At 70.3% G+C, this 24365-nt stretch carries 18 protein-coding genes and 4 pseudogenes; 16 read left to right on the top strand and 6 right to left on the bottom strand.

The features are described 5' to 3' along the window. From ACZ4V6_RS33995 to ACZ4V6_RS34010, 4 genes and pseudogenes are all read left to right on the top strand, one after another. The coding region (locus ACZ4V6_RS33995) for a helicase associated domain-containing protein (RefSeq protein WP_467834782.1) at nt 1–1425 on the top strand (1425 nt) is incomplete at its 5' end. A 98-nt stretch (nt 1426–1523) separates the two neighbouring features. Continuing rightward, nucleotides 1524–1733: a hypothetical protein gene (locus ACZ4V6_RS34000; protein ID WP_467834784.1), complete on the top strand. Its 210-nt coding sequence runs from the start codon at nt 1524–1526 to the stop codon at nt 1731–1733. 642 nt (nt 1734–2375) lie between these two features. Then, nucleotides 2376–2854 (top strand): annotated as a pseudogene (locus ACZ4V6_RS34005) (IS5 family transposase); the annotation flags it as partial. Nucleotides 2855–2971: 117 nt separating this feature from the next. Continuing rightward, nucleotides 2972–3244 (top strand): hypothetical protein, encoded by a 273-nt coding sequence (locus ACZ4V6_RS34010; protein ID WP_467834786.1) that lies wholly within the window; start codon nt 2972–2974, stop codon nt 3242–3244. Nucleotides 3245–3286: 42 nt separating this feature from the next. Here ACZ4V6_RS34010 and ACZ4V6_RS34015 read toward each other — a convergent pair whose 3' ends face one another. The 3 genes and pseudogenes from ACZ4V6_RS34015 to ACZ4V6_RS34025 form a co-directional block, all read right to left on the bottom strand. Further along, complete coding sequence (locus tag ACZ4V6_RS34015) at nt 3287–3700, bottom strand: hypothetical protein (protein ID WP_467834788.1); 414 nt, start codon at nt 3698–3700, stop codon at nt 3287–3289. 18 nt (nt 3701–3718) lie between these two features. Beyond that, nucleotides 3719–3937 carry a hypothetical protein gene (locus tag ACZ4V6_RS34020; RefSeq protein WP_467834789.1) on the bottom strand — a complete coding sequence of 73 codons (219 nt, stop codon included), beginning with the start codon at nt 3935–3937 and terminating at the stop codon, nt 3719–3721. Nucleotides 3938–4079: 142 nt separating this feature from the next. Next, a pseudogene (locus ACZ4V6_RS34025) lies at nt 4080–4218 on the bottom strand (IS1380 family transposase); the annotation flags it as partial. A 350-nt stretch (nt 4219–4568) separates the two neighbouring features. On the opposite strand from ACZ4V6_RS34025, the gene ACZ4V6_RS34030 reads away from it, so the two are divergent. Beyond that, nucleotides 4569–5588, top strand: a complete 1020-nt coding sequence (locus tag ACZ4V6_RS34030; RefSeq protein WP_467834791.1) for a hypothetical protein — start codon at nt 4569–4571, stop codon at nt 5586–5588. A gap of 72 nt (nt 5589–5660) precedes the next feature. Here ACZ4V6_RS34030 and ACZ4V6_RS34035 read toward each other — a convergent pair. Together ACZ4V6_RS34035 and ACZ4V6_RS34040 are read right to left on the bottom strand one after the other, a co-directional pair. Further along, nucleotides 5661–6517, bottom strand: a pseudogene (locus ACZ4V6_RS34035) (IS5 family transposase). A 235-nt stretch (nt 6518–6752) separates the two neighbouring features. Then, on the bottom strand, nt 6753–7613 hold the full coding sequence (locus ACZ4V6_RS34040; RefSeq protein ID WP_467834853.1) for an enoyl-CoA hydratase/isomerase family protein: 861 nt from the start codon (nt 7611–7613) through the stop codon (nt 6753–6755). A 149-nt stretch (nt 7614–7762) separates the two neighbouring features. On the opposite strand from ACZ4V6_RS34040, the gene ACZ4V6_RS34045 reads away from it, so the two are divergent. From ACZ4V6_RS34045 to ACZ4V6_RS34070, 6 genes are all read left to right on the top strand, one after another. After that, a complete protein-coding gene (locus ACZ4V6_RS34045) occupies nt 7763–8380 on the top strand; it encodes a TetR/AcrR family transcriptional regulator (protein WP_467834793.1) in 618 nt (205 codons plus the stop codon). 430 nt (nt 8381–8810) lie between these two features. Beyond that, entirely contained in the window at nt 8811–10028 is a 1218-nt protein-coding gene (locus ACZ4V6_RS34050) for a sensor histidine kinase (RefSeq protein WP_467834795.1), read from the top strand. After that, nucleotides 10025–10702 carry a response regulator gene (locus ACZ4V6_RS34055; RefSeq protein ID WP_467834797.1) on the top strand — a complete coding sequence of 226 codons (678 nt, stop codon included), beginning with the start codon at nt 10025–10027 and terminating at the stop codon, nt 10700–10702. The genes ACZ4V6_RS34050 and ACZ4V6_RS34055 overlap by 4 nt, the downstream gene beginning before the upstream one ends. A 132-nt stretch (nt 10703–10834) precedes the next feature. Next, nucleotides 10835–11656 carry an ABC transporter ATP-binding protein gene (locus tag ACZ4V6_RS34060; protein ID WP_467834798.1) on the top strand — a complete coding sequence of 274 codons (822 nt, stop codon included), beginning with the start codon at nt 10835–10837 and terminating at the stop codon, nt 11654–11656. Beyond that, complete coding sequence (locus ACZ4V6_RS34065; protein ID WP_467834800.1) at nt 11653–14169, top strand: FtsX-like permease family protein; 2517 nt, start codon at nt 11653–11655, stop codon at nt 14167–14169. Before ACZ4V6_RS34060 ends, ACZ4V6_RS34065 begins: the two co-directional genes overlap by 4 nt. Nucleotides 14170–14200: 31 nt before the next feature. After that, nucleotides 14201–14995 (top strand): oxidoreductase, encoded by a 795-nt coding sequence (locus ACZ4V6_RS34070; protein ID WP_467834855.1) that lies wholly within the window; start codon nt 14201–14203, stop codon nt 14993–14995. A gap of 12 nt (nt 14996–15007) precedes the next feature. Here ACZ4V6_RS34070 and ACZ4V6_RS34075 read toward each other — a convergent pair. After that, a pseudogene (locus ACZ4V6_RS34075) lies at nt 15008–15247 on the bottom strand (hypothetical protein); the annotation flags it as partial. A 628-nt stretch (nt 15248–15875) separates the two neighbouring features. On the opposite strand from ACZ4V6_RS34075, the gene ACZ4V6_RS34080 reads away from it, so the two are divergent. The 5 genes from ACZ4V6_RS34080 (at nt 15876) to ACZ4V6_RS34100 (ending at nt 24295) form a co-directional block, all read left to right on the top strand. Further along, the gene (locus tag ACZ4V6_RS34080) at nt 15876–17273 is read left to right on the top strand and encodes an MFS transporter (RefSeq protein WP_467834802.1); all 1398 of its coding nucleotides are present in this window, start codon (nt 15876–15878) and stop codon (nt 17271–17273) included. Beyond that, nucleotides 17270–18484, top strand: a complete 1215-nt coding sequence (locus ACZ4V6_RS34085; protein WP_467834803.1) for an FAD-dependent monooxygenase — start codon at nt 17270–17272, stop codon at nt 18482–18484. The genes ACZ4V6_RS34080 and ACZ4V6_RS34085 overlap by 4 nt, the downstream gene beginning before the upstream one ends. Before the next feature lie 75 nt (nt 18485–18559). Beyond that, nucleotides 18560–21340: a helix-turn-helix transcriptional regulator gene (locus tag ACZ4V6_RS34090; protein WP_467834805.1), complete on the top strand. Its 2781-nt coding sequence runs from the start codon at nt 18560–18562 to the stop codon at nt 21338–21340. Between the two features lie 514 nt (nt 21341–21854). After that, the gene (locus ACZ4V6_RS34095) at nt 21855–22769 is read left to right on the top strand and encodes an MBL fold metallo-hydrolase (RefSeq protein ID WP_467834807.1); all 915 of its coding nucleotides are present in this window, start codon (nt 21855–21857) and stop codon (nt 22767–22769) included. A 35-nt stretch (nt 22770–22804) separates the two neighbouring features. Further along, nucleotides 22805–24295, top strand: coding sequence for a carboxylesterase/lipase family protein (locus ACZ4V6_RS34100; protein WP_467834808.1), 1491 nt, complete (start codon nt 22805–22807; stop codon nt 24293–24295). Nucleotides 24296–24365 lie beyond the last annotated feature (70 nt).

Below are 24365 nucleotides of genomic sequence, written 5' to 3' on the forward strand. Positions count from 1 at the left end.
GGGGAAGGCGTGGACATCACCGGCGAACGGGGAGTCGACTCGATCTGCTTCGCCGACACCCGCGGCTCCCAGGTCGAGATCGTCCAGAACATCGGCCGGGCCCTCCGGCTCAACAAGGACGGGTCCACCAAGGTCGCCAGGATCATCGTGCCGGTGTTCCTGGAGCCCGGCGAGGACCCGCAGGACATGGTCGCCAGCGCCTCGTTCCGTCCCCTGGTAGCGGTCCTCCAGGGCCTGCGCTCGCATGACGAACGTCTGGTCGAACAGCTGGCCTCCCGCGCCCTCACGAGCGGCAAGCGCAAGGTCCACGTCCGGCGTGACGAAGAGGGGCGGATCGTCGGGGCCGGCGGCGAGGGCCAGGAGGACGACGACGCGCAGTCCGCCGCCGAAGCGGCCCTGTTGCACTTCTCAAGCCCGCGCGACGCCGCGACCATCGCGGCGTTCCTGCGCACACGGGTGTACCGGCCGGAGTCCCTGGTCTGGCTAGAGGGCTACCAGGCCCTGCTCCGGTGGCGAGCCGAGAACGAGATCACCGGCCTGCACGCCGTCCCCTACGACACGGAGACCGAGGTCGGCGTCACGAAGGCCTTTCCGCTAGGGCGATGGGTCCACCAGCAGCGCAAGGCGCTGCGGGCCGAGGAGCTGGAGGACCGGCGCAAAACCCTGCTCGACGCCCCGGAGACCGGGATGGTGTGGGAGCCGGGCGAAGAAGCGTGGGAGAACAAGCTCGCCGCGCTGCGGTCCTACCGGCGGGCCACCGGGCACCTCGCCCCGCGGCAGGATGCGGTGTGGGACGCCCCCGCCGGCGGCGGTCCCGTACCCATCGGGCAGCACCTGGCCAACCTCCGCAGGAAGGGCGGCCTCGGCAAGAACCCCGAACGCGCAGCGCGGCGGGCGCAGCAGCTGACCGCGATCGACCCCGACTGGAACTGCCCCTGGCCATTGGACTGGCAACGCCACTACCGCCACCTCGCCCACCTCGCCGCCGACGAACCCGGCGAGCTCCTGCCCGACATCGCACCCGGCGTGACGTTCGACGGCGACGACCTCGGACGCTGGCTGAAACGACAACGCCGCGACTGGAGACTCCTGTCCACCGAGCAGCAGGAACGGCTAGCCGCGCTGGGCGTACAGCCCGCTCGGACGCTGACTCCTGCCCCGACGACCAGGGGCGCGGCGAAAGGTCCGCCCAAGGCGCAGCGGGCGTTCCAGCATGGCTTGGCCGCCCTGGCGCAGTGGGTGGAGCGGGAGGGCGCCCAGCGGCCCGTCCCGCGCGGCGCGGTCGTGGAGCTCGTGGTCGATGGCGAGGCCGAGCCGGTACCAGTGCGCCTGGGCGTATGGGTATCGAACACCCGCGCCAGACGCGACAAGCTCACCGCCGAGCAACTCGCCGTGCTGCGGGAGCTGGGAGTGGAGTGGGCGTAACGGTTCGAAGAGACCTGCTTGGACCGCCCTGCCGACGGCCTGGCGGCACTCGTTGTGCTGTGCAGTTGCCTGCTCTTGAGAAGATCGTTAGGCAGTGCATGAACACCACAAAGCGCGTAGCTGCCACTGTCTCTGTCGGGGCCTTCGCTCTCCTCGGAGCCCTCGCCACCCCCGCCAGCGCCGTCCCCGACCCGGTTGCGGCCATCACCTGCCTGACCCAGGCGGCCGGTGACGTCACGGCCCTCGTCGATCCCACTGCCCCCGGCCTGCCCGCCGAGGTGCCCGCTACGAGCTGTCTCGACCTCTGACACTACTGCCGACAACCGTCCGAACTCCGTGCTGGTCCTGCGCCGGCCCCGAATAGGCAGTGCCGTTCCAGCGCGGGGGTCGGAGCTGTGGGCGAGGCCGTCAACGGACGGCACACCTCCTGAGAGCAGACCTGCCGGGGCGGCTCGGTCAAGCACCTGCCGTCCTGCCAGCGGCAGGGCCTGGGTGAAGCGCCGCAGTGGTGGCCTGTGTGGAGGGGGTGGTGCGGCGGGAGGGGCGTGTTGCAGGGTCGGCGGAGTGCTGGGGGCGGTTGCGTGTGGGGGCGGGGGGTGCGGACCTGGTCGAAGGTGCGGCCGAGGGTGACGGGCAGGGCGCATTCGGTCTGGGTGTCGGCGTAGCGCCGCTTGAGGCCTTCCAGGTCGTGGGCGGTGGCGGGGTCCTGACCGAATGGGAGGCCGGTGTTCAGGCGGGTGCGTAGTTCGGTGCAGGTGCGGCGTCGCGTGTCGATGGTCGAGGCCAGTGTGGTGAGGTCCTGGCGCAGCAGGTCCAGGGGTCAGGTGATTGCGCATCGCGTGGCGCCGGTGGCCGTCTCGCGAGAGGTCGGTGAGCTGCCGGATCAGGTCGGTCAGGGCTTGGTGGGTGGCGTCGAGGTGGCGCCGGTGCAGGTGGGCGATGTGGGCTTCGTCGGCTGCGGGCGGCCCAAAACCGGGCCGAGTCCGGTCGACCGCGCCCGGCCGGGCTCGAAGCACCACCTGATCGCCGACGCGCGCGGCCTCCCTTTGGCTGTCTCGCTCACTGGCGGCAACCGCAACGACGTCACCCAGCTCATGCCGCTGCTCAAGGCGGTCCCCGCGGTCCGCGGCCTCTGCGGGCGCCCCCGGTTTTGGCCGTGGCGGCTGTATGCGGATCGCGGCTACGACCACGACCGCTAACCGCCGTAAGGTCCGCACCCTGGGTATCACCCCGCTCAATCGCCCGCCGCGGGCAGATGCACGGCTCGGGCCTGGGCATCCACCGATGGGTGGTCGAGCGCGGACTGTCGTGGCTGCACGGTTTCCGGCATCTGAAGATGCGTTGGGAGCGCCGGGACGACATCCACGACGCTTTCCTGCAGTTGGCGGTCTGCCTCATCCTGCACCGGCGCGTCCAAGCACTCTGTTAGGACCTCTAAAGGGCTGAGGGCAGATCAGTCGAGCTATGGAATGCTTGAAAACGGGCAAACCTACTCTCATCGATCGTCCAGCAAGATCGTCGTCCGCCTTTCGGAAGGTGGTCATCGATGACCCTGGCTCTCATCGTCGTCCTGGCTCTCGGTGGCCTGGGCGTCTACGTCGCCTACCAGAACCCCAAGCTGGGCACGGCGCTTCTCGTCGGCTTGGGAGTTGTCACCACGCTCTACCTGGTCTTGGAGAAGGATCCTTCCGTCTTCGAGACGGACAGACCCGTCCCTTCGGCGCCGGCGAGTACAGACTCCTTCGGACAGACGCCGTCGGTTCCGGCAACATCCCCGCCTTCCGCGACGCCTGACTCCTCGGGGCCGCCAGCTGTCTGACGGTGGCTTAGCCGGACGGCGAGAGCCGCGCGGAAGATCTGCTCACTGGCCCCCCTCCTGGCTGAGGCGAATTCCAGGGGGCCTTTTCACACTCCGGAACTCTGGTTTGACCGTGGAGGGGCGTCCCCATCCGGCGGCCCGCTCGATCGCGTCGAGCAGGGCGGGCTCCCACCCGGCGGCCGTCAGGTCGGCGGTGTCGGCCAGGCCCGCCTCGACGAGCGCGGACAGCTGCATGGCGTGCTCGATCCCCTCGGCCCACGCCGCCCGCAGGGCCTTGCGACAGGACAGCCGCGCTTCGAGTTCCTCGGTGGTGTCCGGCTCGCCGGAACGGCGCGCCGCGGCGAGGGCCCGGCCGCACGCGGCGACGTCGTCCAGGAGCACGACCGCCTGTTCGGCATCGGGCTGCCGGGGCGCCGGGGAGGCTTTCGGGCTGACGCCGCGGCGGAGTTGTTCCATGCGGGTGGGCAGGGGAACTCACGAGGGTTCGCCGGCCATCTGGGCGTTGGTCTGCTCGACGGCCCGGGTCCAGGCACGGTAGAGACCGCGCGACTCCAGGGGAGTCCCGGGCGGGACGAGGTGCTCGCCGCGGTGGTTGGGGTGCAGGGAGACCCCCAGTGCCGTGGTGGAGTCCTGCACACGCTCCATGAGCGCGTGCCGCTCGGTGAGCCAGCGGCGCAGGGTGGTCCGGGACAACCCGGACAGGCTGGCCAGCTCGACGTAGGCCTCCGCCTTGCTCTAGCCCTGGGGCCTGCGTACGGTCCGGACCTCTTCGAGCGAGGGCGCCAGGTCGTCGAGCCGCCATGCCCATGCCTCGCCGGAGCGGGCCCCGCTGATGGCGGGCTTCGGCCCGCGCGGCACGGATGGCCTGACAGGGCCTTCTCCCCGTAGCCGGCGAGGGTGTCGATGAGGCGGGAGACCGTTGGGTCGGAGGCGAGCGGCCCGAATACGGCCGGCTCGGCCCGCAGCATGCCGACGACGCCGTCTGACGCCGCAACTGCACCTCATGCCGGACCACACGCACCCCCCCGGCGGTCGCAAAGAGCGCCGGCGGTGTCTCATCCACGTGCCGAGCAAGAGACGACCAGTCCCTGCTCCGGCTGACATCACGATGAGAAGCCTCGCGTGCAGTGCAGTGAGAGTCAGCAGGAGCGGCCCCAGTGGCTGCCCAGGCGAACAGGTCGTATCGGTTGGGGTGATAGATCCTCGTGGTCAGGGGACTACGTGACCAGGCCGTTTCCGGGCTCACACATGATCGTTGAGCAAGCGGAAAGCGGACGGCCGGACCGTCACATCTGCCCTGACCTTGAACGGAAGAGTTGTTCCCTTGAGCCTCTCAAAACTGCCCTGCGCTACTCCCGCCTCGGCCGACACTCAACCAGACTCGAACCCGAAATCGCATCGGCTGGCCCGGGCCGCAGCAACCTTGACCGTACTGGCCGCAAGCGCCATCGGCACGGCCACGCTTGCTCCCGCCGCCCACGCCGATGACAACGTGTTCACCGCCACCCAGCCCGGAAAGCACACGATCACGGTGCCCAAGGGTGTCACCGAGGCAACCGTCAAGGTGTGGGGCGCCGGAGGCCACGGCGGTAACGGCGGTTACGGCGGAGCCGGTGGTGACGGCACCACGAACGGCGGCGGGGGCGGCGGAGCCGGGGGCGGTGGCGGAGCTGCCGGAACCGCCGGGACCTTCGTCGAATGCCGATTGACCGGCCTGCAGGAGGGACAGACGTACGAGGTGGTGGTCGGGTCGGCCGAAGCGTCGACGTTGGAGGGCCGGACCAGCCTGCTGCGTCCTGCGAACATGGACACCCAGCCGCAGTACATGAGCCTGGCCGTTGCTTCCGGTGGCGCCGACGGGGGCAACGGCGGCAACGGCGGCAACGGCGGCCCCGGCGGCAACGCCCCCAACTTCTATGCAGGCGGCGGCGATGGCGGCAGGGCCGGGGCCGGCGGCCAGACCGGTACCGAGACGGGCCCTGCGGGCTGCGGTTACGCCGGCAGCAAGGTCGCATCCGTACAACGGAATCTGAACCGGAGTGAGCCCGGCCAGCCCGGAGCCGCCGGGGCTCCCGGGCAGCCGGGAACGTACACGTATGCCGGCGCCGCGGGCACCGGTGGCAACGGCGGTGCGGGGCGGGCCACGAAGGAGGGCCCCGGCAAGGGCGGTGACGGCGGCAAGGGCGCCACCGGGGGCGACGGAGGCAGGAAGGCCGTGACGGAGACAGATGGCCACAGCCCCAAGCCCAATGCACAGACCGGCACGGCAGGCGGCAACGGCCAGGTCACCATCACCTGGCACGCCAACCCCGACCCCGAGCCCGAGCCCGCGCCCGAGGACTAGGAATCCTGAGAAGCCATCGTCCGCATTCCGGCTAAGAGGTCGTTTTCGCCCGATGTTTCATCCCGGAATCGGCTATTTGGTCTGTGCTGTCGGGTCGCGCCAGGAGATGGTGTTTTCGCCGGTGAGGCGGCGGGCCATGAGGTCGGTCATGGCAATGTGGATCACGGCTTCGGAGCGGGTGGGCAGGGTTTCGTAGTCGCGGGCCAGGCGGCGGTGCAGCATGAGCCAGCCGTAGGCGCGCTCGACCGCCCACCGCTTCGGGACCGGAGTGAAACCCCTGGTCCCAGACTTTTTCGAGCGGTGATCTCCATGTCGATGCCGAGGGTGGCGGCATGTTCGACGAGGTGCTGGCGGTAGCCGCCGTCGACCCAGACCTTGCGGATGCCGGGATGGTCGGCGGCGACCTGGTCCAGGAGCCGGGCGCCGGCGGCGGAGTCCTGCACGCTTGCCGCGGTGACCAGCACGGCAAGTAAAAGTCCGAGGGTGTCGGTGACGATGTTCCGCTTCCTGCCCACGATCTTCTTCCCGGCGTCGATGCCCTGGCCGGCGGCGGGCACGCTGGTGGAGGTCTTGACGCTCTGGGCGTCGATCACGCAGGCCGACGGCTCGGCGTCCCGTCCTTCCTTCTCCCGTAGGAGCTGCCGGAGCAGGCCGTTGAGCTGGGCGAACACACCCTCGTCCGCCCACTTGGCGAAGTAGCCGTAGACGGTGTTCCAGTGCGGGAAGTCGTGCGGGAGGTAGCGCCACTGAACCCCGGTGCGGTCCACGTACAAGATCGCGTCCATGATGTCGCGCAGGTCGTGTTCCGGCGGCCGGCCGAAGTCCAGGGCCCTGCCGCGGCGCTCGAAGCGCCAGGCCGAGAGCACTGGCTCGATCAACTCCCAGCGGGCATCAGACAGATCACTCGGATACGGGCGTCGCGTCGGCATGCTTCCGGCGTACTGCCGCGGACCGAGTGCGCCCAGGCGCACAGCGACACCAACGGAAGCACGCGTCCGCGAAGGCCGGGCGTCCTGGGATGAGACAGGCACAAGTCACTTCCCGCCTCACCTGTCACCCCACCTGACCAGCAAGACTCACTCCGCATCTCCAGCAGCACGAGCACCACAACCCGAGGGCCTGAAAACCGCTGGATACATGGGTAATCCAGGTTAAAACGACCTCTCAGATGCTGTTGGCGATGCGCTCGTGGTCCCGTTCACCCTGACGGGTCTGGATACCGGCGGCGACGAGCTTGTGGGCAAGTTCGGTGACGTCGTCGCCGAACGCCGCGTACAGCCCCTCGTTCTCCACGGCATACGCCCTGTGAGGAATCGGAGGAGCGATCGCGTCGACCGCGGCCTTGGTGATGGAGACGACCTCCGGTAGCAAGCCGGCGATGCGTCGGGCCAGGGTGCCGACGAAAGCATCTAGTTCCCCGGCGGGCAGCGCACGGTTGATCAGGCCGTAGCGTTCCGCGAGTTCCGCGTCCACGAGTTCGGCGCCGAGGATCAGCTCCAGCGCGCGGGCCCGGCCCGCCAGGCGCGTCATGTTCACCGTGCCGCCGCCCCCGGGGAGGATCCCCATCAAGGACTCCGGCTGCCCCTGTCCTGACTTGCCGATCGCCGCAAAGCGCATGTCCAGGTACATGAAGAACTCGTTGCCCGCGCCACGCGCGAAACCCGCGAGCTTGCCGATGGTGACCTGCGGCAGCGAGCGGACCTCCTCGCTCAGCGCCTGGAGGATGTTCAGCCCCTCGGGAATGGTCGCCTCCGGTGCGGCCGCGATCGCGGCGCGGGTGGCTGCGGGCAGTGCGTCCGGATCGGTGAGGTACGCCATGTCACCGTGCGCGATGAAGAACTCCGGGTCGGCGCTCTCGAAGACGATGACGCGGACGTCGGCGTCGTCGCGCGCCCGCGCGACGAACGCCCGCAGGGACGGCAGTAGGACCGCGTCCATCAGATTGAGCGGCGGGTGGTCGATTCTCACCGTCGCGACCCCGTCCGAGACATCGATCGTCAGGGCGGAGAGGTCGTCGTAGCTCATGGGGTGGCTCCACTTCGCATGAAGACCGGCGCGTGACCGGCGCCGACTGGAAAGCATCGCGAATCTCAGCATCGCGACTGACACTGAGTATCAGGTTAGATATCGAGGCGCATAAAGGCAAACGTGTATGGCGAAGTACACTTGGCTCCATGAGTGCAACACCCGTCGGTACCCGTGAGATCGGCCGCCACGCGGTACGGGCAGAGCTGGCCCGCGTGGCGTTCAACCGGTTCTGCCTTACTGGCTTCAACCAGGTCACCTTCGCCGACCTGGCCGAGGCTGCCGGAGTGTCGCGGAGCACCTTCCTGCGCTACTTCGGAACAAAGGAGGACGTGGTCCTGTTCGTCTTCGACCCCGTCGGTGACGTCATCACGGACGCGCTCGACGCCGACCGAGCCAACGAGGACGACTGGAGCAGGCTGCGCAACGCCCTGGAATCAGCCGTTACCTTCCTCGTACGCGATGTCCAGCACCTCGTGACGATTCTCGGTCTCGTCGACCAGACCCCGGCCCTGTGCGCACGGCTCCGCGAAAAGCAGACCGCATGGCGACCCGAGATCGTCGCCCGGCTGCGGGAGACGGCCTCCCCGGCCGACGGATCACCGGTCATCGCCAACGTGCGCGCCGCAGCAGCGCTCGAATGCCTGTGGATCGTCCTCGGGCAGTGGAGCGCGAACGGCGGCCAGGAAGACCTCGGCGACCTGCTGGACGCCGCGTTCGCCGCCTTCTCCGCCCCGGCACCCGCGCAGACGGACGCTCCGCTGTAAGGGGTCGAGGCGGCGGCTTCTCGCGGTGCCGAGGCGAACCGGGGCACAAAAAGGACGGGTTCACGTCGACCAGATGTGCATGTGTCTCCGTGAGAATCAACGCCATGAGATGGCGGCACACACCGTGCCGTTGTCACCCGCCCCCTACCGGGGTAGCACCGCCGGCTTGGCTCCTGGGTGTGATGCCCCGCCTGTCGCCGCCCTTCTACCTTCCCCTCGTCATCACGGACGGACGACCCGCTCGGCAAGGAGTTGCCGGATCCTGCCACGTCTGTGCGTCCGACGTGGCGGCCTTCTTCGCCGCCTGACCGCCGCCCAGCGGCAGCGACGCGGCCACGCGACTGGTGACAGTTGACTACGGTTGCGTGGGATCCGCCTGATGGCTACGCGTCCTCCGAATCCCTCTCGTCGCATGTAGGAAGGTGGTCCCTTGACTTCAGTGAAGGAACGTCCCCGTGCGCTGCTCGCGGGAGCGTCGCGTCGGTGGGTGCGGCTGTTGCCGGGGGGTGTGGCGTTCGTGCTGTGTGTCGCCCTGCTGCCCACGACCATCGTGGTCCTCACCGCTGATTACGGCCTGAACGGTGCCGTAGCGAGTGCACTGGCTGTTGCGCAGGCGGCGCCGCTGTTACTGGCCGTCGTACGACCGTTGCGTGCCTGGTTTATGATCTTCGCGGCGGATGTGGCGGGGGCGGTGGTTCTGCTCGGTGTGGACTTCGAGGAGCGGCTCCTGTGGCCGTTCCCGCCCATGGAGATCGTGGGGTACGTCGGTCTGTGCCTGGCTCTGGGCCTGCGTGAGTCGCGCCGGACGCTGCTGCTGGTGTGGCTGGCGACGGCGGGCGCGAACGTCGGGCTGGGGTTCGCGGCGCCGCACGGCATGGACGCGAAGAGTCTTCTGCTCACTATTCTTGGTGGCGTCACTCTTCTGCTGGGCGGTGTGCTCCGTGAGCGTCACGAGGTGCAGCGCAGGCTAGCCGAGCAGGAGACGATCAGTGAGGCGGAGCGTGAGCGTCGGACGCTGCTGGAGGAACGCGCTCGCATCGCCCGTGAGCTGCATGATGTGGTGGCGCACCACATGTCCGTGATCACGGTGCAGGCGGACACTGCGGCGTATCGTCTGGAGCGGCTGCCGCCGGATGCGCAGGAGGAGCTTACGTCGATCGCGGCTACCGCGCGTGAGTCGTTGAGTGAGATGCGACGGCTTCTCGGTGTGCTGCGGAATGAGGAAGCACACGGCGAGCTCGCACCCCAGCCGGACCTGACTCGGATCGGACAGCTGGTGGAGGCGACGGCAAGATCGGGCACGCCGGTGACGTTCACCGACTGCGACGCCGAGGTGCCCGAGGCGGTGGGGTTGTCCGCATACCGCATCGTCCAGGAGGCACTGGCGAACGTCGTACGGCACGCACCTGGTGCCCCTACCCGGGTATCGGTGTCGCAGGCCGGGGACCAGCTCACCGTGCTCGTCGTCAACGGTCCGCCGCCCGAAGCGCCTGCCGGACCGCTGGAGGAGGGCGGGACCGGGCATGGTCTGGTCGGGATGCGTGAGCGGGTTCGCATCATCGGCGGCACCCTCGACGTGGGGCCGCTGCCGGACGGCGGTTTCCGGGTCGCCGCACAACTGCCTGCTAGGAGAGGAAACTTCACGTGAGGACACGCGTCATCATCGTCGATGACCAGGCCATGGTGCGGGCTGGTTTCGCCGCGCTGCTGGCCGCGCAGAGCGACATCGACGTGGTGGGCGAAGCCCCCGACGGCGTGCAAGGTGTCGAGCTGAGCCGCCGCACCCGTCCGGACGTCGTGCTGATGGACGTCCGCATGCCCGAGATGGACGGCCTCGAAGCCGCCCGTCGCCTCCTCGCGTCCTCGCCGGGCATGACCACCCACCGGCCACGCGTGCTGATGCTCACCACCTTCGACGTCGACGACTACGTCTACGAGGCGTTGCGGGCGGGCGCGAGTGGCTTCCTGCTGAAGGACGCCCCGCCGGCCGACCTGATCGCCGCGGTCCGTGTCGTAGCCTCGGGCGACGCGCTGCTCGCCCCGTCCGTCACACGCCGGCTCATCGCCGACTTCGCCCGCCAGCGCCCTACCGCCCGGGGCAAGCCGGCGCTGCGGCTGAAGGCGCTGACGGATCGCGAGACCGAGGTCCTCACTCTCGTCGCCCGCGGCCAGTCCAACACCGAGATCGCGCAGACACTGGTCCTGGCGGAACAGACGGTGAAGACGCACGTCAGCCGTGTCCTCACCAAACTCGACCTGCGCGACCGCGCCCAGGCGGTCGTCTTCGCCTACGAATCCGGCCTGGTCACCCCGGGTGAGTAGGCCGGTGCCCCCGCCCTTCCACCCCCTACCGGGGTAGCACCTCCACGTTGGCTCCCGGGTATGACGCCCGACGCGCAGCCGTCCCCGCACTCTCTGTTCCATCGGAACGAGAAGACCGCGAAAGGGCGGAACATGAGGCTACGCAGTGCCAAGCGGCAGAAGGCGGACGACCGACCGGAGACGCCGGCCACCACCACACCCGGTCTCGCCGTAGAACTGCGCGGTGTCCAGCGGCAGTACGGCCGTGGCGCGGGGGCAGTGCAAGCCCTCGCGGGTGTCGACCTGGCGCTCGCCCGGCGGACGTTCACTGCGGTCATGGGCCCGTCCGGGTCCGGCAAATCCACTTTCCTGCAGTGCGCCGCCGGACTCGACAGGCCCACGTCGGGGTCGGTGGCCCTGGGCGGTACGGAAATCACCGGCATGAGCGAGGACGAGCTCACCGAGCTGCGCCGCAGCCGCCTCGGCTTCGTCTTCCAGGCGTTCAACCTGCTGCCCTCGCTGACCGTGGAACAGAACGTCCTACTGCCCGTGCGACTGGCCGGACAGCGCCAGGACCGCCGCCGGGCGGCTGAGGTCCTTGCGCAGGTCGGGCTTGCCGACAAGGCCCGGCGCCGGCCCGGGGAGCTGTCCGGCGGCCAGCAGCAGCGCGTGGCCGTCGCCCGCGCCCTGGTCACCAGCCCGGACGTGATCTTCGCGGACGAGCCGACCGGCGCCCTCGACACCGGTACCGCCGCCGAGGTCCTCGGCCTGCTGCGGAACGCGGTGGATACCCTCGGCGCCACCGTCGTCATGGTCACCCACGATCCGGTCGCGGCAGCCTGGGCGGACCGTGTGCTGTTCCTCGCCGACGGCGCCTTCGCCGACCACCTCGACGGGAGTTCGGCGGAACAGATCGCGCTACGCATGGCCGTGCTCACCTCCCGCACGGGCACGATGGCAGGTGCCGCGGCATGAGGCGCCCCAACGGACTCGCCCGTGAGGCCGTCCGCTTCAAGCCCGCGTCCTTCGCGGGGACCTTCCTCGCACTCTTGATGTCCGCACTGATCGTCGCGGCCTGCGGAATTCTGTTGGAGACCAGCCTGCGCGCGTCAGTGCCGGCGGAGCGGTATGTGAAGGCGCCGGTCGTCGCGGCGGCAGACCAGTACGAGTATGTCGTCACCGGCAGCGGCGAGGACCGGGAGCGGGAGGCCGTCCCGCTGCCTGACGTCGCCCGGCTCGACGCGGGGCTGGCGGCCAAGGCGGCGAAGGCACCGGGTGCGGCCACCGCGGTTCCGGACTTCACCTTCCCGGTGCGCGTGGCGCGCGAAGGCGAACCGCCCCTCCCCAGTGGTCTGCTCACCGCGCACGGATGGGGGTCCCACATCTTCACCGGTACCGCGCTGACCGCGGGTGCCGCGCCCCGCGGAGGGGAGGTTGTGCTCGACGCCAGTACGGCCCGCGCCGCGAAGGTCGCGGTCGGCGGCACCGTCGTACTGCAGACCGCCGCAGGTGAGCAGGCCTTTCGTGTCGCCGGCGTCGCCCAGGCCGGAACCGCGGACACCGCCCGCGGCGCCGGTCCCCTGGCCTGGTTCGCCGACTCCCAGGCGCCCGTGCTGGCCGGGCACCCTGGCAAGGCCGACGCCATCGCCGTGCTGGCGCAGGAGGGCGCCGACACCGAAGCGCTCGCCGACTCGGTGAAGAAGGCACTCGCCGGTTCCGGCGCCCAGGTGCACGTCGGCGACGACCGTGGCGCCGTCGAGGGCCCCGGCCTGGGATACGCCAAGGACACACTCTTCGCAATCGGCGGTTCCTTCGGCGGCATCGCCACCATCGTCGCGGTCTTCACCGCGGCCGGGACCGTGGCCCTGTCCGTGTCCCAGAGAGCCCGCGAGTTCGCGCTGCTGCGTGCCGTCGGCGCGACCCCGCGGCAGGTTCGACGGGCGGTCGCCTCCGAGGCGCTGCTCATCGCGCCGCTCGCCGGACTGCTCGGCTGCCTGCCCGGTATCGGGCTCGCGCACTGGTGGTTCGGGCAGCTGCAGGACCACGGTGCCATCCCGCGGGCCATGGACCTGCGCGTATCCGCGCTGCCCCTCCTCGCCGCCGTCGGCATCGGACTGCTCACCGCGCTCGGCGCCGGATGGGTGGCCGGTCGCCGGCCCGCCAGGATCAAGCCGCGACAGGCTCTCGCCGAGGCTTCGGTGGAGCGGCTGCGGCCCGGCCCGATCCGTACGGCTCTGGGTGTCGGCGCCCTCGTCGGTGGTGGGGTCCTCACCGGCGTCTCCGCCAGCTCTTCGGGGGACGACGCGGCCGGGGCCGCGCTCGGCGTCGTCATGCTCTTCATGCTCGCCGTCGCGCTGCTCGGCCCGCTGGTGGCGCGGCTGTGCGCGGGGATCTTCGGCCTCCCGCTTCGCGGCGCGGGCCCGGCCGCCCAGCTCGCGGCCGCCAACTCCCGTACCAACGCCCGCCGTCTCGCTTCCGCGATCACCCCGATCGTGCTCGCCATGGCCTTCGCCTCGACCCTCGTCTTCATGCACACGAGCGAAAACCGGGCCGCCGACAAGCAGTTGCGTGCGGGTATCACCGCGGACCACGTGGTCACGGACCCGGCCGGGCTCCCCGTGGACGCGGTGGCGCGTGCCGCCCGAACACCGGGCGTCGAGGCGGCCGTCGGCCTGCTGAACACCCAGGTGCTGGTGCCGATCGGTTCCGGCGAGTTCAAGTCGCTCCAGGGCGCGGTGACCCAGGGCGTCAGCGGCTCGAGTGCCGAACTTGAAGCGGTCCAGGACCTGGACGTACGCGAAGGCAGCCTCAGCGGGCTCGGCGAGGACCGCATCGCCATCGACAAGACCCTGGCGAACTCGGCGGACATCGGCGTCGGCGACCGGCTGCCGCTCTACCTCCCGGACGGCACCGAGGCCCGCCCCGAGGTCGTCGCGGTCTACGGCCGCGGCCTCGGCCTCGGCACGGTCACCATGGACCGGGCGTCCCTCGCCGGCCACGTCACCTCGGGCCTCGACAGCACGCTGCTGATACGCGGCGGATCGGAGAGGTCGCTCAGCGCCCTGGGCAAGGTGACCGATGCCTCCAGCTACGCGACCGAGAAGAACCTGGACGCGCAGCTGGGCGCCTGGATGAACAACACCATGGCCGCGATCCTCGGCGGCTTCGCCGCCATCGCCGCCGCCAACACCCTGGTGATGACGGTCCTGGACCGCCGCCGCGAACTGGGCGCCCTGCGCCTGGTCGGCTCCACCCGGCGCCAGGTCCTGATGATGCTCGGCTGGGAGAGCCTGCTGGTCTCCGTGGCGGGCCTGGTCATCGGGTCCGCGATCGCCGCGGCCACACTGATCCCCATGATGCGCGGCATGACCGGCGAGGCCCCCTATGCGCCCCCGCTGCTGTACGGCTCCTTCGCGGCCGCCGGCATGGGTCTGGCCCTGCTCGCGGTGACCCTGCCGGCGTGGGCGGCGCTGCGGCGCAGGTGGTAGCGCCCGCAGAGCGGCGGAAGCCGCCGCCCTCATCCGCCGCCCGTGGGGCCGACCGCCCATATCGGTGACGCGCTGCACCAACGGTGCTGTGGCCGTGCTGCGCGAGGCGGACAGCCTCGGGATCACCCACATCGACACCAGCGACGCCTACGGACCACGCTTCACGAACGAGCTGATCGGTGAAGCGCTGCATCCTTACCCGGAGCCGCTGTTCATCGCCACCAAGGTGGGTGCGACCCGCGACGCGCAGGGCGGCTGGCCCACGGCCCGGCGCCCCGAAGACCTGCGCAAGCAGGTCCACGAGAACCTCGGTTCCCTGGGCGTCGATACCCTCGACCTGGTCAACCTGCGCATGGGCGACACTCAGGGCCCTCAGCCCGGCTCGATGGCCGAAGCATTCGAGACGCTCGCGGACCTCCAGCAAGAGGGACTGATCCGTCACCTCGGCGTCAGCAACGTCACCGGGAAGCAGGTCGCTGAGGCGCGCAGCATCGCCCCGATCGTGTGCGTGCAGAACATGTACAACCTCGCCCACCGCCACGACGACGACCTCGTAGATCACCTCACCGCCGATGGCATCGCCTACGTGCCGTTCTTTCCCTTGGGAGGCTTCACACCGCTACAGTCCGAGGCCCTCTCGCAAGTCGCGAACCGGATGGAGGCCTCGCCTGTGTCGGTCGCGCTGGCATGGCTGATGCAGCGCTCGTCGAACATCCTGCTCATCCCCGGCACTTCCTCCACCGCTCACCTACGCGAGAACATCGCAGGCGCCGGCCTCTCCCTCTCAGCCGAGGATGTGGCCGAACTGGACGGCATAGGCCACTGAACGACACGCAGGTCACCGGCCCGGACCGGACTGTCGGGCGGGCCGGAGGAAGATGCCCGCGATGTGAAGTCCGGCCGCGAAGTAGACGGTGGCGGTCTTCTCGCAGGGGGTGGCAATGCCGCGCCACTGCTTCCAGCGATTGATGCACCGCTCGACAGTGTTGCGTTGCTCGTAGGCCTCGCGGTCGAAGGCGGGCGGTGTGCCACCGGCCGGTCCGCGCCGCCGCCTGTTCACCCCCGGCTGGCGCGTGGGATGCCTGCCCGGGCCGCGCGAGGTGGTGGACGCCTCGGCTCACGTGCGGTGGACCGTCAGTGGCTTGAACAACACCGTGGCCCCGCCCCGCCGGACCCGGGTACGCGTCGCCGACTGGAACCACCACAACACGCGGACCCGTACCCCGTCGTGGCCGTCGACCACGAGAGCAGATCCCGCCTCTCCTCCACCCCCTACCGCAGTAGCACATCCCGGTCGGCTCCTGGGTATGACGCCTGGCCCCCAGCCGTCCCCGCACTCTGTACCTCGTCGCCCCGGACCACCGGTGACACCTCCAACCCGTACCCCCGTTCAACCGATCAAGTAAGTCGAGAATCCAGACTTGGCACCGCCGAGGTTGCCCGCGACGGCGCCGCCCCAGGAAGAACGCGGACCCGCCGAATCAGCCGACTCGACCGTACGAGCGGGTGATCTCAGCGCCGGGGACATCGCCGGCGGTGACCGCATGACCCTCGTGCTCGTGCACGGCGACGGGAGCGACGGGTGTGCGGGGGCGACGGCCCGCCACCTGGTTTCCCCGACGGAGCCGACGACGGCCAGGCCGGGCGGAAGCGCCACGCATGCGGCCGGCCCCCTTGCTCGCTCGGTCCCAAGAGAAAGGACGCGCATGATCACAACCCTCGCCCCTCCGGTCCGTATGGGGAAGGCCGCTGTCGTAGCCCTCGGCATGCTGGCGGTCTCCACCGGCGCCCTGGAATCGGTCGTGGCGCCGACACTCCCGCTCCTGCAACGCGAGCTGGACATGAGTCCGTCCGAAGGGGCGCTCCTCAACATCGTGCTCGCCATCACCGGCACGCTCATCACACCGCTCGCGGGCAAGCTCGGCGACCGCTACGGCGGGAAGCGGGTCCTGATCCGGCTGATGGCGGTGGTGTCGGTCGGCGGCCTGGTGTCCGCCCTGGCGCCCAACCTGCCCGTGCTCGTCGCCGGCCAGATTCTTCAGGGGGCGATGGTGGGCGCGCTGCCCCTGTCGTTCATCGTGGTGCGCAAACACCTCCCCTCAGGAGCGTCGAAGGCCGCCATCGGGCTGGTCAGCGGAATGTTCGTAGGCGGCTCCATGGTGGGCCTGCTGTCGGCCGGGCCAGTGGCCGAAGCGTTCTCCCGGCACTGGATGTTCGCGGTGCCGACCTTCGCGGTCATCGGGTTCACCGTGCTGGTGAACAGGCTGATGCCCTCCGATCCGCCGGGCCGGCAGGACGACGCCGGGATCGACTGGTCCGGCCTGCTTCTCCTGAGCGGGATCCTGGTCACCCTCCTGTTCGTGTTCGCGCTGGCGCCGGAGGCAGGCTCGCAGCCACTCGTGTTCGTCGCCCTCATCGCGGTGCTGGCCGCTCTCGTGGCCGGATGGACGGCCGTTGAACGTCGCTCGGCCGCGCCGATGGTCGATCTGCGCATGCTGGCAAGGCCAGTGATCTGGAAGTCAGGTGTGGTGACGTTCGTGATATGCCTCGGCACCGCCATGGGGGTGTATCTCGTTCCGCAGCTGCTCGCCGTGTCCGGCGACGGATACGGTTTCGAACTCGGCGCCACCGAGATCGGTTTCGTCCTCCTGCCCGGCGCCGTCGCGGCGACGCTGGCCGGACCGCTCGGCGGAATCGGGGAACGGCGCTTCGGCTCGCGTGCCGTGGTCGCCACCGCGGCCGTCCTGATGGCCACCGCCCTGCTTGCGCTGTCGGCCGCGCACTCCGAGGTCTGGCACATCGCCGCCGGCAAGGCACTGATCGCGCTCGCCAGCGGCCTGTGCGTCACAGCCATGGTGACGAGCATCGCCTCTTCCGCCGATGAAGGCGACACCGGCATCGCCACCAGTCTGGTCCTGGTGACGCGCGTGCTGGGCTCCGCCGTGGGCGGGATGCTCGGCGGCGCGCTCCTCACCGCAGGCACCCCCTCGGAGTCCGAGGTCCCGGCCGAATCGGCCTTCACCACCGGCTTCCTCGTCGCCGGCGTCGTCGCGCTGCTGTCCCTACTTGTCGTCCGAACCATGAGCAAAGGAGTCAAGGAATGACGTTCACCGGCCACCTGACGGGTACTCGTACTACCACCCTCAGGCCCACGGTCCTCATATCCGGGGCCAGTATCGCCGGCCCAGTCCTCGCGTTCTGGCTGAACCGCTACGGATACGCGGTCACGGTGGTGGAGAAGGCAAGCGCGCCGCGCCGCGGTGGCTACCCCATCGATGTGCGCGGCACCGCGCTGGAAGTCGTCCGGAGAATGGGGATCCTGCCCCAGCTGCGTGAGGCGCACATCGACCTGCGTCGACTCACCTTCTTCGAAGGGGACGGCAGCGAGGTCGCATCGCTCCACCCGCACAGCGTCACCGGCGGTGTAACCGGACGGGATCTGGAAGTGCGGCGCGGGGACCTCACCGACGCTCTGTACACCGCGGTCCGTGACGACGTGGAGTTCGTCTTCGACGATTCCATCGACACCCTGAGCCAGTCCGGCCACGGAGTGGACGTCACCTTCCGCGGGGGCGGCAGGCGTACCTTCGACCTGGTCTTCGGCGCGGACGGCATGCACTCGCGTACCCGGGAGATGCTGTTCGGCCCCGAAGACCGGTTCCATCACTACCTCGGCTACTGCTTCGCCGTGTTCACCATGCGCAACACCCTCGGACTCTCGCACGAGGCCGTGATGTGGAACTCTCCGGGCAGGGCCGCAGCCCTCTACGCCGTGGACGACGACGAAGTGCATGCCTTCCTCAACTTCGCCCAGCCTCACCCGCCGTTCGAGGCGTTCCCGGATCTGCGAGCCCAGCGTGACCTGATCACCGCGGTCTTCGCCGACGCCGGATGGGAGGTCCCGGGCATGCTGGCCGCCCTGCATCACGCGGACGACGTGTTCTTCGACGCGGTCAGCCAGATCCGCATGCCCCGGTGGTCCAACGGCAGGGTCGCGCTGGTGGGCGACGCCGCGTGGGCGCCGTCCTTTCTCACCGGACAGGGGACCAGCCTCGCCCTCGTCGGCGCGTACATGCTCGCCGGTTCCCTGGCCAACTGGGGCAACGCCGCGAGCTTCGCCGCCTACGAGGACTCCACCCGTGACTTCGTGACCATGAATCAGGCCCTTGTCGGCAACGGTGGCGCCACCCTCTTTCCGACCACGCCGCAAGCCTTGGCCGAACGCAACGACAGGCTGCGCACACTCCGTGCCATCCCTTCCGGGGAGGGACGACCGGCCCATTCGGCCCTCGTCCTGCCCAGTTTCACACCATGACGTGACCATGAGTACCGCTCGGTACACAGGGGACACGGCCTCGGTGTCGGAGCGATCTTCAATCCTGGCGCATCCATGGAAAATGGTGGAATGCCTCAAGGGAACCACGGCTCGGCACGCGATCTCGACCTGACGATGGTGGGCCGAGAATCCGAGACCGCAGAAATCGTGCGGCGCGTCGCCGCTGACCGGTGTCACAGCGAGGTGTTGATCCTCACGGGCGAACCCGGGGCCGGCAAGAGCGTGCTGCTCGACTTCGCGGCCGACCGCGCGCAGCGCGAGGGCAGCCGGGTACTGCGAGCGGTCGGCAGCGAGTCCGAGGCACACCTTGGGTTCGCAGGCCTTCATCAGATGCTCCGCTCGGTACTCGGCGAACTGGACAGCCTGCCACCGCGGCAACACTCCGCGCTCCGGGCGGCCCTGGGTCTGGGCGAATGCGCCGAGGCCCCTGACGGCATGCTCGTCGGTCTCGCGGTTCTCACCTTGCTGTCGGAGCTGGCGGAACCGGCGCCGCTGCTCGTGGTGGTCGATGATGCCCAGTGGATCGACCGCGCGTCGTTGGACGTCCTCTCCTTCGTGGCCCGGCGCATGGACAGCGAACCCGTCACGCTGCTGGTGGGTGTGCGCGCCGCGGCCGCGCTGCCCGGGCTCGACAAGGGATTCGAGCGTCTCGACATCGGTCCTCTGAGCGGTGAGGCAGCCAACCGGTTGCTCGACCGACAGCCGACGCCACCGGTTGGTCGGACCCGAGTGCGAATTCTGCAGGAGGCGGCCGGAAATCCGCTGGCCCTGGTGGAACTCGCCCGTGCCACCGCGTCCCGGCGGCCCGAGGGCGGCAGCGTGGAGGGCCCGCTGCCCGTCACCGACCGGTTGGAGCGGATCTTCGCGCAGCACGCACAGTGCCTGCCGGAAGCAACTCGCCGCCCCCTCCTGCTGCTCGCAGCCGGTGATGCGGCGGACACGCCCGCTGCCCATCGGGGGCTCCCCCAGGCCGACGACAAGACGTGGGCGCCCGCGGAGCAGGCCGGCCTCGTACGCCAAGACGGCTCCCGGATCTCCTTTCGTCACCCGCTCATCCGCTCGGCCGTCTACCATGCGGCGTCCTTCGAGGAACGCAGGCAAGCGCATCTGGCTCTCGCCGAGCTGCTGAGCGGGGAGCCCGACCGCCGTGCCTGGCACCTCGCCGCCGCGACCACACGTCCCGACGCAGACGTGTCGGCCGCCCTGCGGCAGACGGCCGACCGGGCCCGGCGCCGGGGCGGCTACGCGGCCGCTGCCGCCGCTTTGGAGCGCGCCGCGGAGCTGAGCCCGAGCCCCGCGGGCCAGGCTCGGCTGCTGACCGAGGCCGCCGTCACGGCCGTCTTCACCGGTCAGCTCGGCTGGGTGGAACGCCTCGCCGCCGAGGTCCGGGGGCGCAGTGACGATCCGGCGTTGATCAGCAGGGCGTCGTTGGCCACCGGGTCACTCATGACCCTGCGTCGGCACCATGCGGCGGCCTTCGCCCTGCTGTCGCGCATCGCCGAGGAGGCCGCGGCCACCCGGTCGCCCCGCCTGCTGGAGGCGCTCGCCGCGGCGGCGGTGGTCCGCTACTACTCGGGCGAGGAGTCCCAGCGACAACAGATCGAAAGCCTGTTCACCACTGTGCCGGACTCCACCGCCAGGGGTGTCCTGCGCGCCTGGGTGCCGGCCGTCTCCGACCCTCACGGTGCGGGAGCCGCCCTCGTCCCGGCGCTGCCGGGACTGATTGCTGAGACCAAGGACGACGCCGACAGTCTCACCGCGCTCGCCATCGTGGCGTGGATCTTGGACCAGACCGCCCTGGCTGCCAAGACCTTCGACGAGGCGTTCGACCGGTGGCAGGCCCGCGGCTCGCTGCCGGACGGTCTGGGATGTGCCGTCGGCTGGGCCTATCTGGAGCAGGGGCGGTGGGCTGAGGCCCGTTCGGTGGCCGCCGAGATCTTGGCGGTGGCGTCAGTGGGAGGGCTGGACCATGCCGAGGCGTGTGCGCATGTGCTCGACGCCACGGTGCTCGCGCTGCTCGGTGAGCCGGCCGAAGCGCGACGGGTTGCCGAGCGGGCGCTGGTCCTCGTCGACCCGCTGGAGAGCCGCTCCGTCGCGGTCTTCGCACGCCGGGCCCTGGGCCTGGCGGCAGTGGCCGAGGGCGACTACGACACCGCGTACGCGCAGTTCCGCTCCGCCTTCACCGACGACGGCGGCCCGGTTCACTACCACGTCTCCTACACGGTCCTGGCCGATCTCGCCTCGGCGGCCGTCCGCCGAGGCCGACGGGAGGACGCCGCCGAACTGCTGGAGCGATCGGCGCGGCGCCTGGGCACAGGCATGTCTGCACGGATCGCCGCACTACTCGACCGGGGCCGCGCTCTGCTCGCCGAGCCGGAGCACGCAGAACGGTGCTTCCAGGCCGCACTGGCGGACGACACGGGCGAGCAATGGCCGTTCGAACGGGCGCAGACTCGGCTGGAGTACGGCGAATGGCTCAGGAGACAGCGGCGCGTCGCCGACGCCCGCCCGCTGCTGATCACGGCACTCGACACCTTCCAACGACTCGGCGCGCGGCCCTGGATCGAGCGGGCGAAGGCGGAACTCCGAGCCGCCGGCATCGAAGCCGTTGGCAGCGTGGTGCCCAGTGCCTTCACCGAACTGAGCCCTCAGCAGCAGCAGATCGTCCGACTCGCCGCCCGCGGCCTGACGAACCGCGAGATCGGAGAGAACCTCTTCCTCTCGCCCCGCACGGTCGGCTCCCACCTCTACCGGGTCTTCCCCAAACTGGGCATCACCGCCCGGTCACAGCTCCGCGATCTGATCGAGGTCTCCCTGTCGGGCACCCGCACCTGAGACGGCTGCGTCCGCCGCCGCAACAGTTCCGGCCCGCAGGCCGAGAACTGCCCCAAGGCGGGCGCAGTCGCACCCGGGAGCAGTGCTCATGACTGCTCGATCCCCTTCGGGAGGGCATGCGAGGGGGACCGCCTCGACCGCCACCTGATCGCGCGTGCGGGGACCGCGCTGTCCAGGTGCAGTCACGTGACGCATACCGCGCCGCGCCCGGCAAGACGCACCATGGCTGAGCAGGGTCGTCCACGAACGGACGCGTACCGTACGGCCCGTTTCCACCGGCGAGGCCTCCAGGGGCCGCTGTCCGCTGTCCGCTGTCCGCTGTCCGCTGTCCGCAACCAGCCTCGGCGGTGGGATCGACCCGAGCAGAAGACGCCGCGACCGCGGTCACGGCGCCACCGGTGCACGGCCCCGGCAGGGGCGCAGCACCCCGTATCCGTCATGAGCAGATGCTCATCCGCGTCCAGCCCGCGCCTGCGGCCCGAGCACGCGGAATCGATCGAACTGGAGAGAACGCGTGGACACCATCACCCTGGGCGACGTCACCGTGACCCGAGTCCGGGAGTACTACGGCCCCGTCGGCATGACGCCCGAGGCGTTCGTCCCGGAGAGCCCGGCCCGGGCGTGGGACACGCACCGCTCCTGGCTGGTGCCGGACTTCCTGGACGCCGAGACCCGCATCGTCAACACCGCCATCCAGACCTGGGTCCTGCGCAGCGAGGGCAGGACCATCCTGGTCGACACCGGCGTCGGCAATCACAAGGACAGGCCGTACGCGCCGGTGTGGAGCCGCCTGGACACCGACTTCCTGGGCAATCTCGCTCGCGCCGGGGTGCGCCCCGAGGACGTCGACATCGTGATCAACACCCACCTGCACGTCGACCACGTCGGCTGGAACACCTACCTCGACGGCCGGACATGGGTACCGACGTTCCCCAACGCCACCTACCTCATGGCGAAGGCGGACTTCGATTACTGGAACCCCGACAACGAGATCAAGACACTACTCGGCCGCGGCAACCAGAACGTCTTCGAGGACAGCGTCGCCCCCGTGCACGCGGCCGGCCTCACCCTGCTGTGGGAGGGCAGCCACCGCATCGACGCCAACCTGCGTCTCGACCTCGCCCCCGGCCACACCCCCGGCTCATCGGTGCTGCGGTTGGAGTCCGGCTCCGACCGCGCCCTCTTCGTCGGCGACCTGATGCACAGCCCGATCCAGATCCACGAGCCCGACGCCAACAGTTGCTTCTGCGAGGACCCCGCCGAAGCCCGCGCCACCCGTCACAAGCTCCTGGGCTCGGCGGCCGACAGCAACGCCCTCGTCTTCCCCGCGCACCTCGGCGGTCACGGCGCCGCCGAAGTCGTCCGTGCAGGCGGCAAGTTCGCCGTCAAGGGCTGGGCGCCCTTCTCCACGTACACCGAGCAGGTCTGAGGCCCGCGGAAGGAAAGACGAGAAGGACACACGAGATGAACCAGCACGCCGCCCCCGTCGTGACCACCACGCAGGGCACCGTTCGCGGCCTGCGCCGGGGCCGCACCCTCACCTTCCAGAACATCCCGTACGCCGCCCCGCCCCGCGGCGCCGCCCGGTTCGCCCCGCCGCGCCCGCACGCACCGTGGCAGGGCGTACGGGACGCCACCGCGCCGGGACCCACCGCCCCGCAGGCCGAACGCAGGCTCGGCGACATCGACATGACCCCCTACTTCGGCACCGGCTGGAGCCGCGGCGAGGACTACCTCACCGTCAACGTCTTCACGCCCGCTACCGGGGCCGCCGACCTGCCGGTCATGGTCTTCGTCCACGGCGGCGGCTTCGTCGCCGGATCGACGCGGGCCACCCTGTACGACGGCTACGCCTTCGCCCGCGACGGCGTCGTCCTCGTCACCCTCAACTACCGGCTCGGCATCACCGGGTTCCTCGACCTCCCCGGGGCGCCCGCCAACCGCGGCCTGCTCGACGTCGTCGCCGCGCTGCGCTGGGTGCGGGAGAACGTCGCAGCCTTCGGCGGCGACCCGCACAACGTCACCCTCTTCGGCCAGTCGGCCGGGGCGACCGTCGTCGGCGGTGTCCTCGCCACCCCCGAGGCCGCCGGGCTGTTCCACCGCGCGATCGTGCAGAGCGGCAGCGGCCTGGGCGCGTTCACGCCCGAGCAGGCCGCCCGCGTCACCAGGGCCGCGGGCGAGGCCCTGGGCATCGAGCCCTCGGCCGGTGCCTTCGCCGGCATCCCCGACCAGCGGCTCGTCGAGGCGGCCGGCAAGCTCACGAGCATCGATCTGCGGACCGGGACCCACGGCGACCCGCTGATCGGCCTCAGCCCCTTCAGTCTGGTCCTGGACACCCAGCCCGCCGTGTCCGTCGCCGCCGGCGGCGCCGCCGGTGTCGACCTGCTCGTCGGCACCAACACCGAAGAGGGGAACCTCTACCTGGTCCCGGTGGGCAAGTACGCCACCTCGACCGCCACCGACGTCGACGAGGCCGCCGCACGCTCGCACCCCGACCCGGCGCGGCTCGTCGAGACCTACCGCGCCTCACGCCCCGGGGCGCCCTTCGCTGAACTGCGCTCCGCCATCATGGCCGACGCCCTGTTCGGCGTGGGCAGCCGTGCTCTGGCCGACGCCCATGCCACCCACTCGCGGTCGGCCACCTACGCCTACGAGTTCGCTTGGCGCTCGCACGCCCTGGGCGGAGAACTCGGCGCCACCCACGGGGTCGAACTGCCCTTCGTCTTCGACCTCGTCGACCGGGCCGAACTCCGCGGCCCCGACGCACTGCTCGGCCCCGACCAGGCCCCCGCGGATCTCGCCACCCGCGTCCACGAGACCTGGATCCGGTTCGCCCGGACCGGCGACCCCGGCTGGGATCGGTACGACACCGGCCGCCGGGCCACCATGCGCATCGACACCGAGTGGACCCAGGTCGACGACCCCCGCGGCCAGGAAAGACAGGCCTGGACCTGATCCCCCGACCAGCTGACCGCACCGTGCAGTTGATCCCAGACGCCGGCCTCGTTCCAGGCCGCCAGGCGCC

Source organism: Streptomyces sp. NPDC029152, assembly GCF_055564355.1.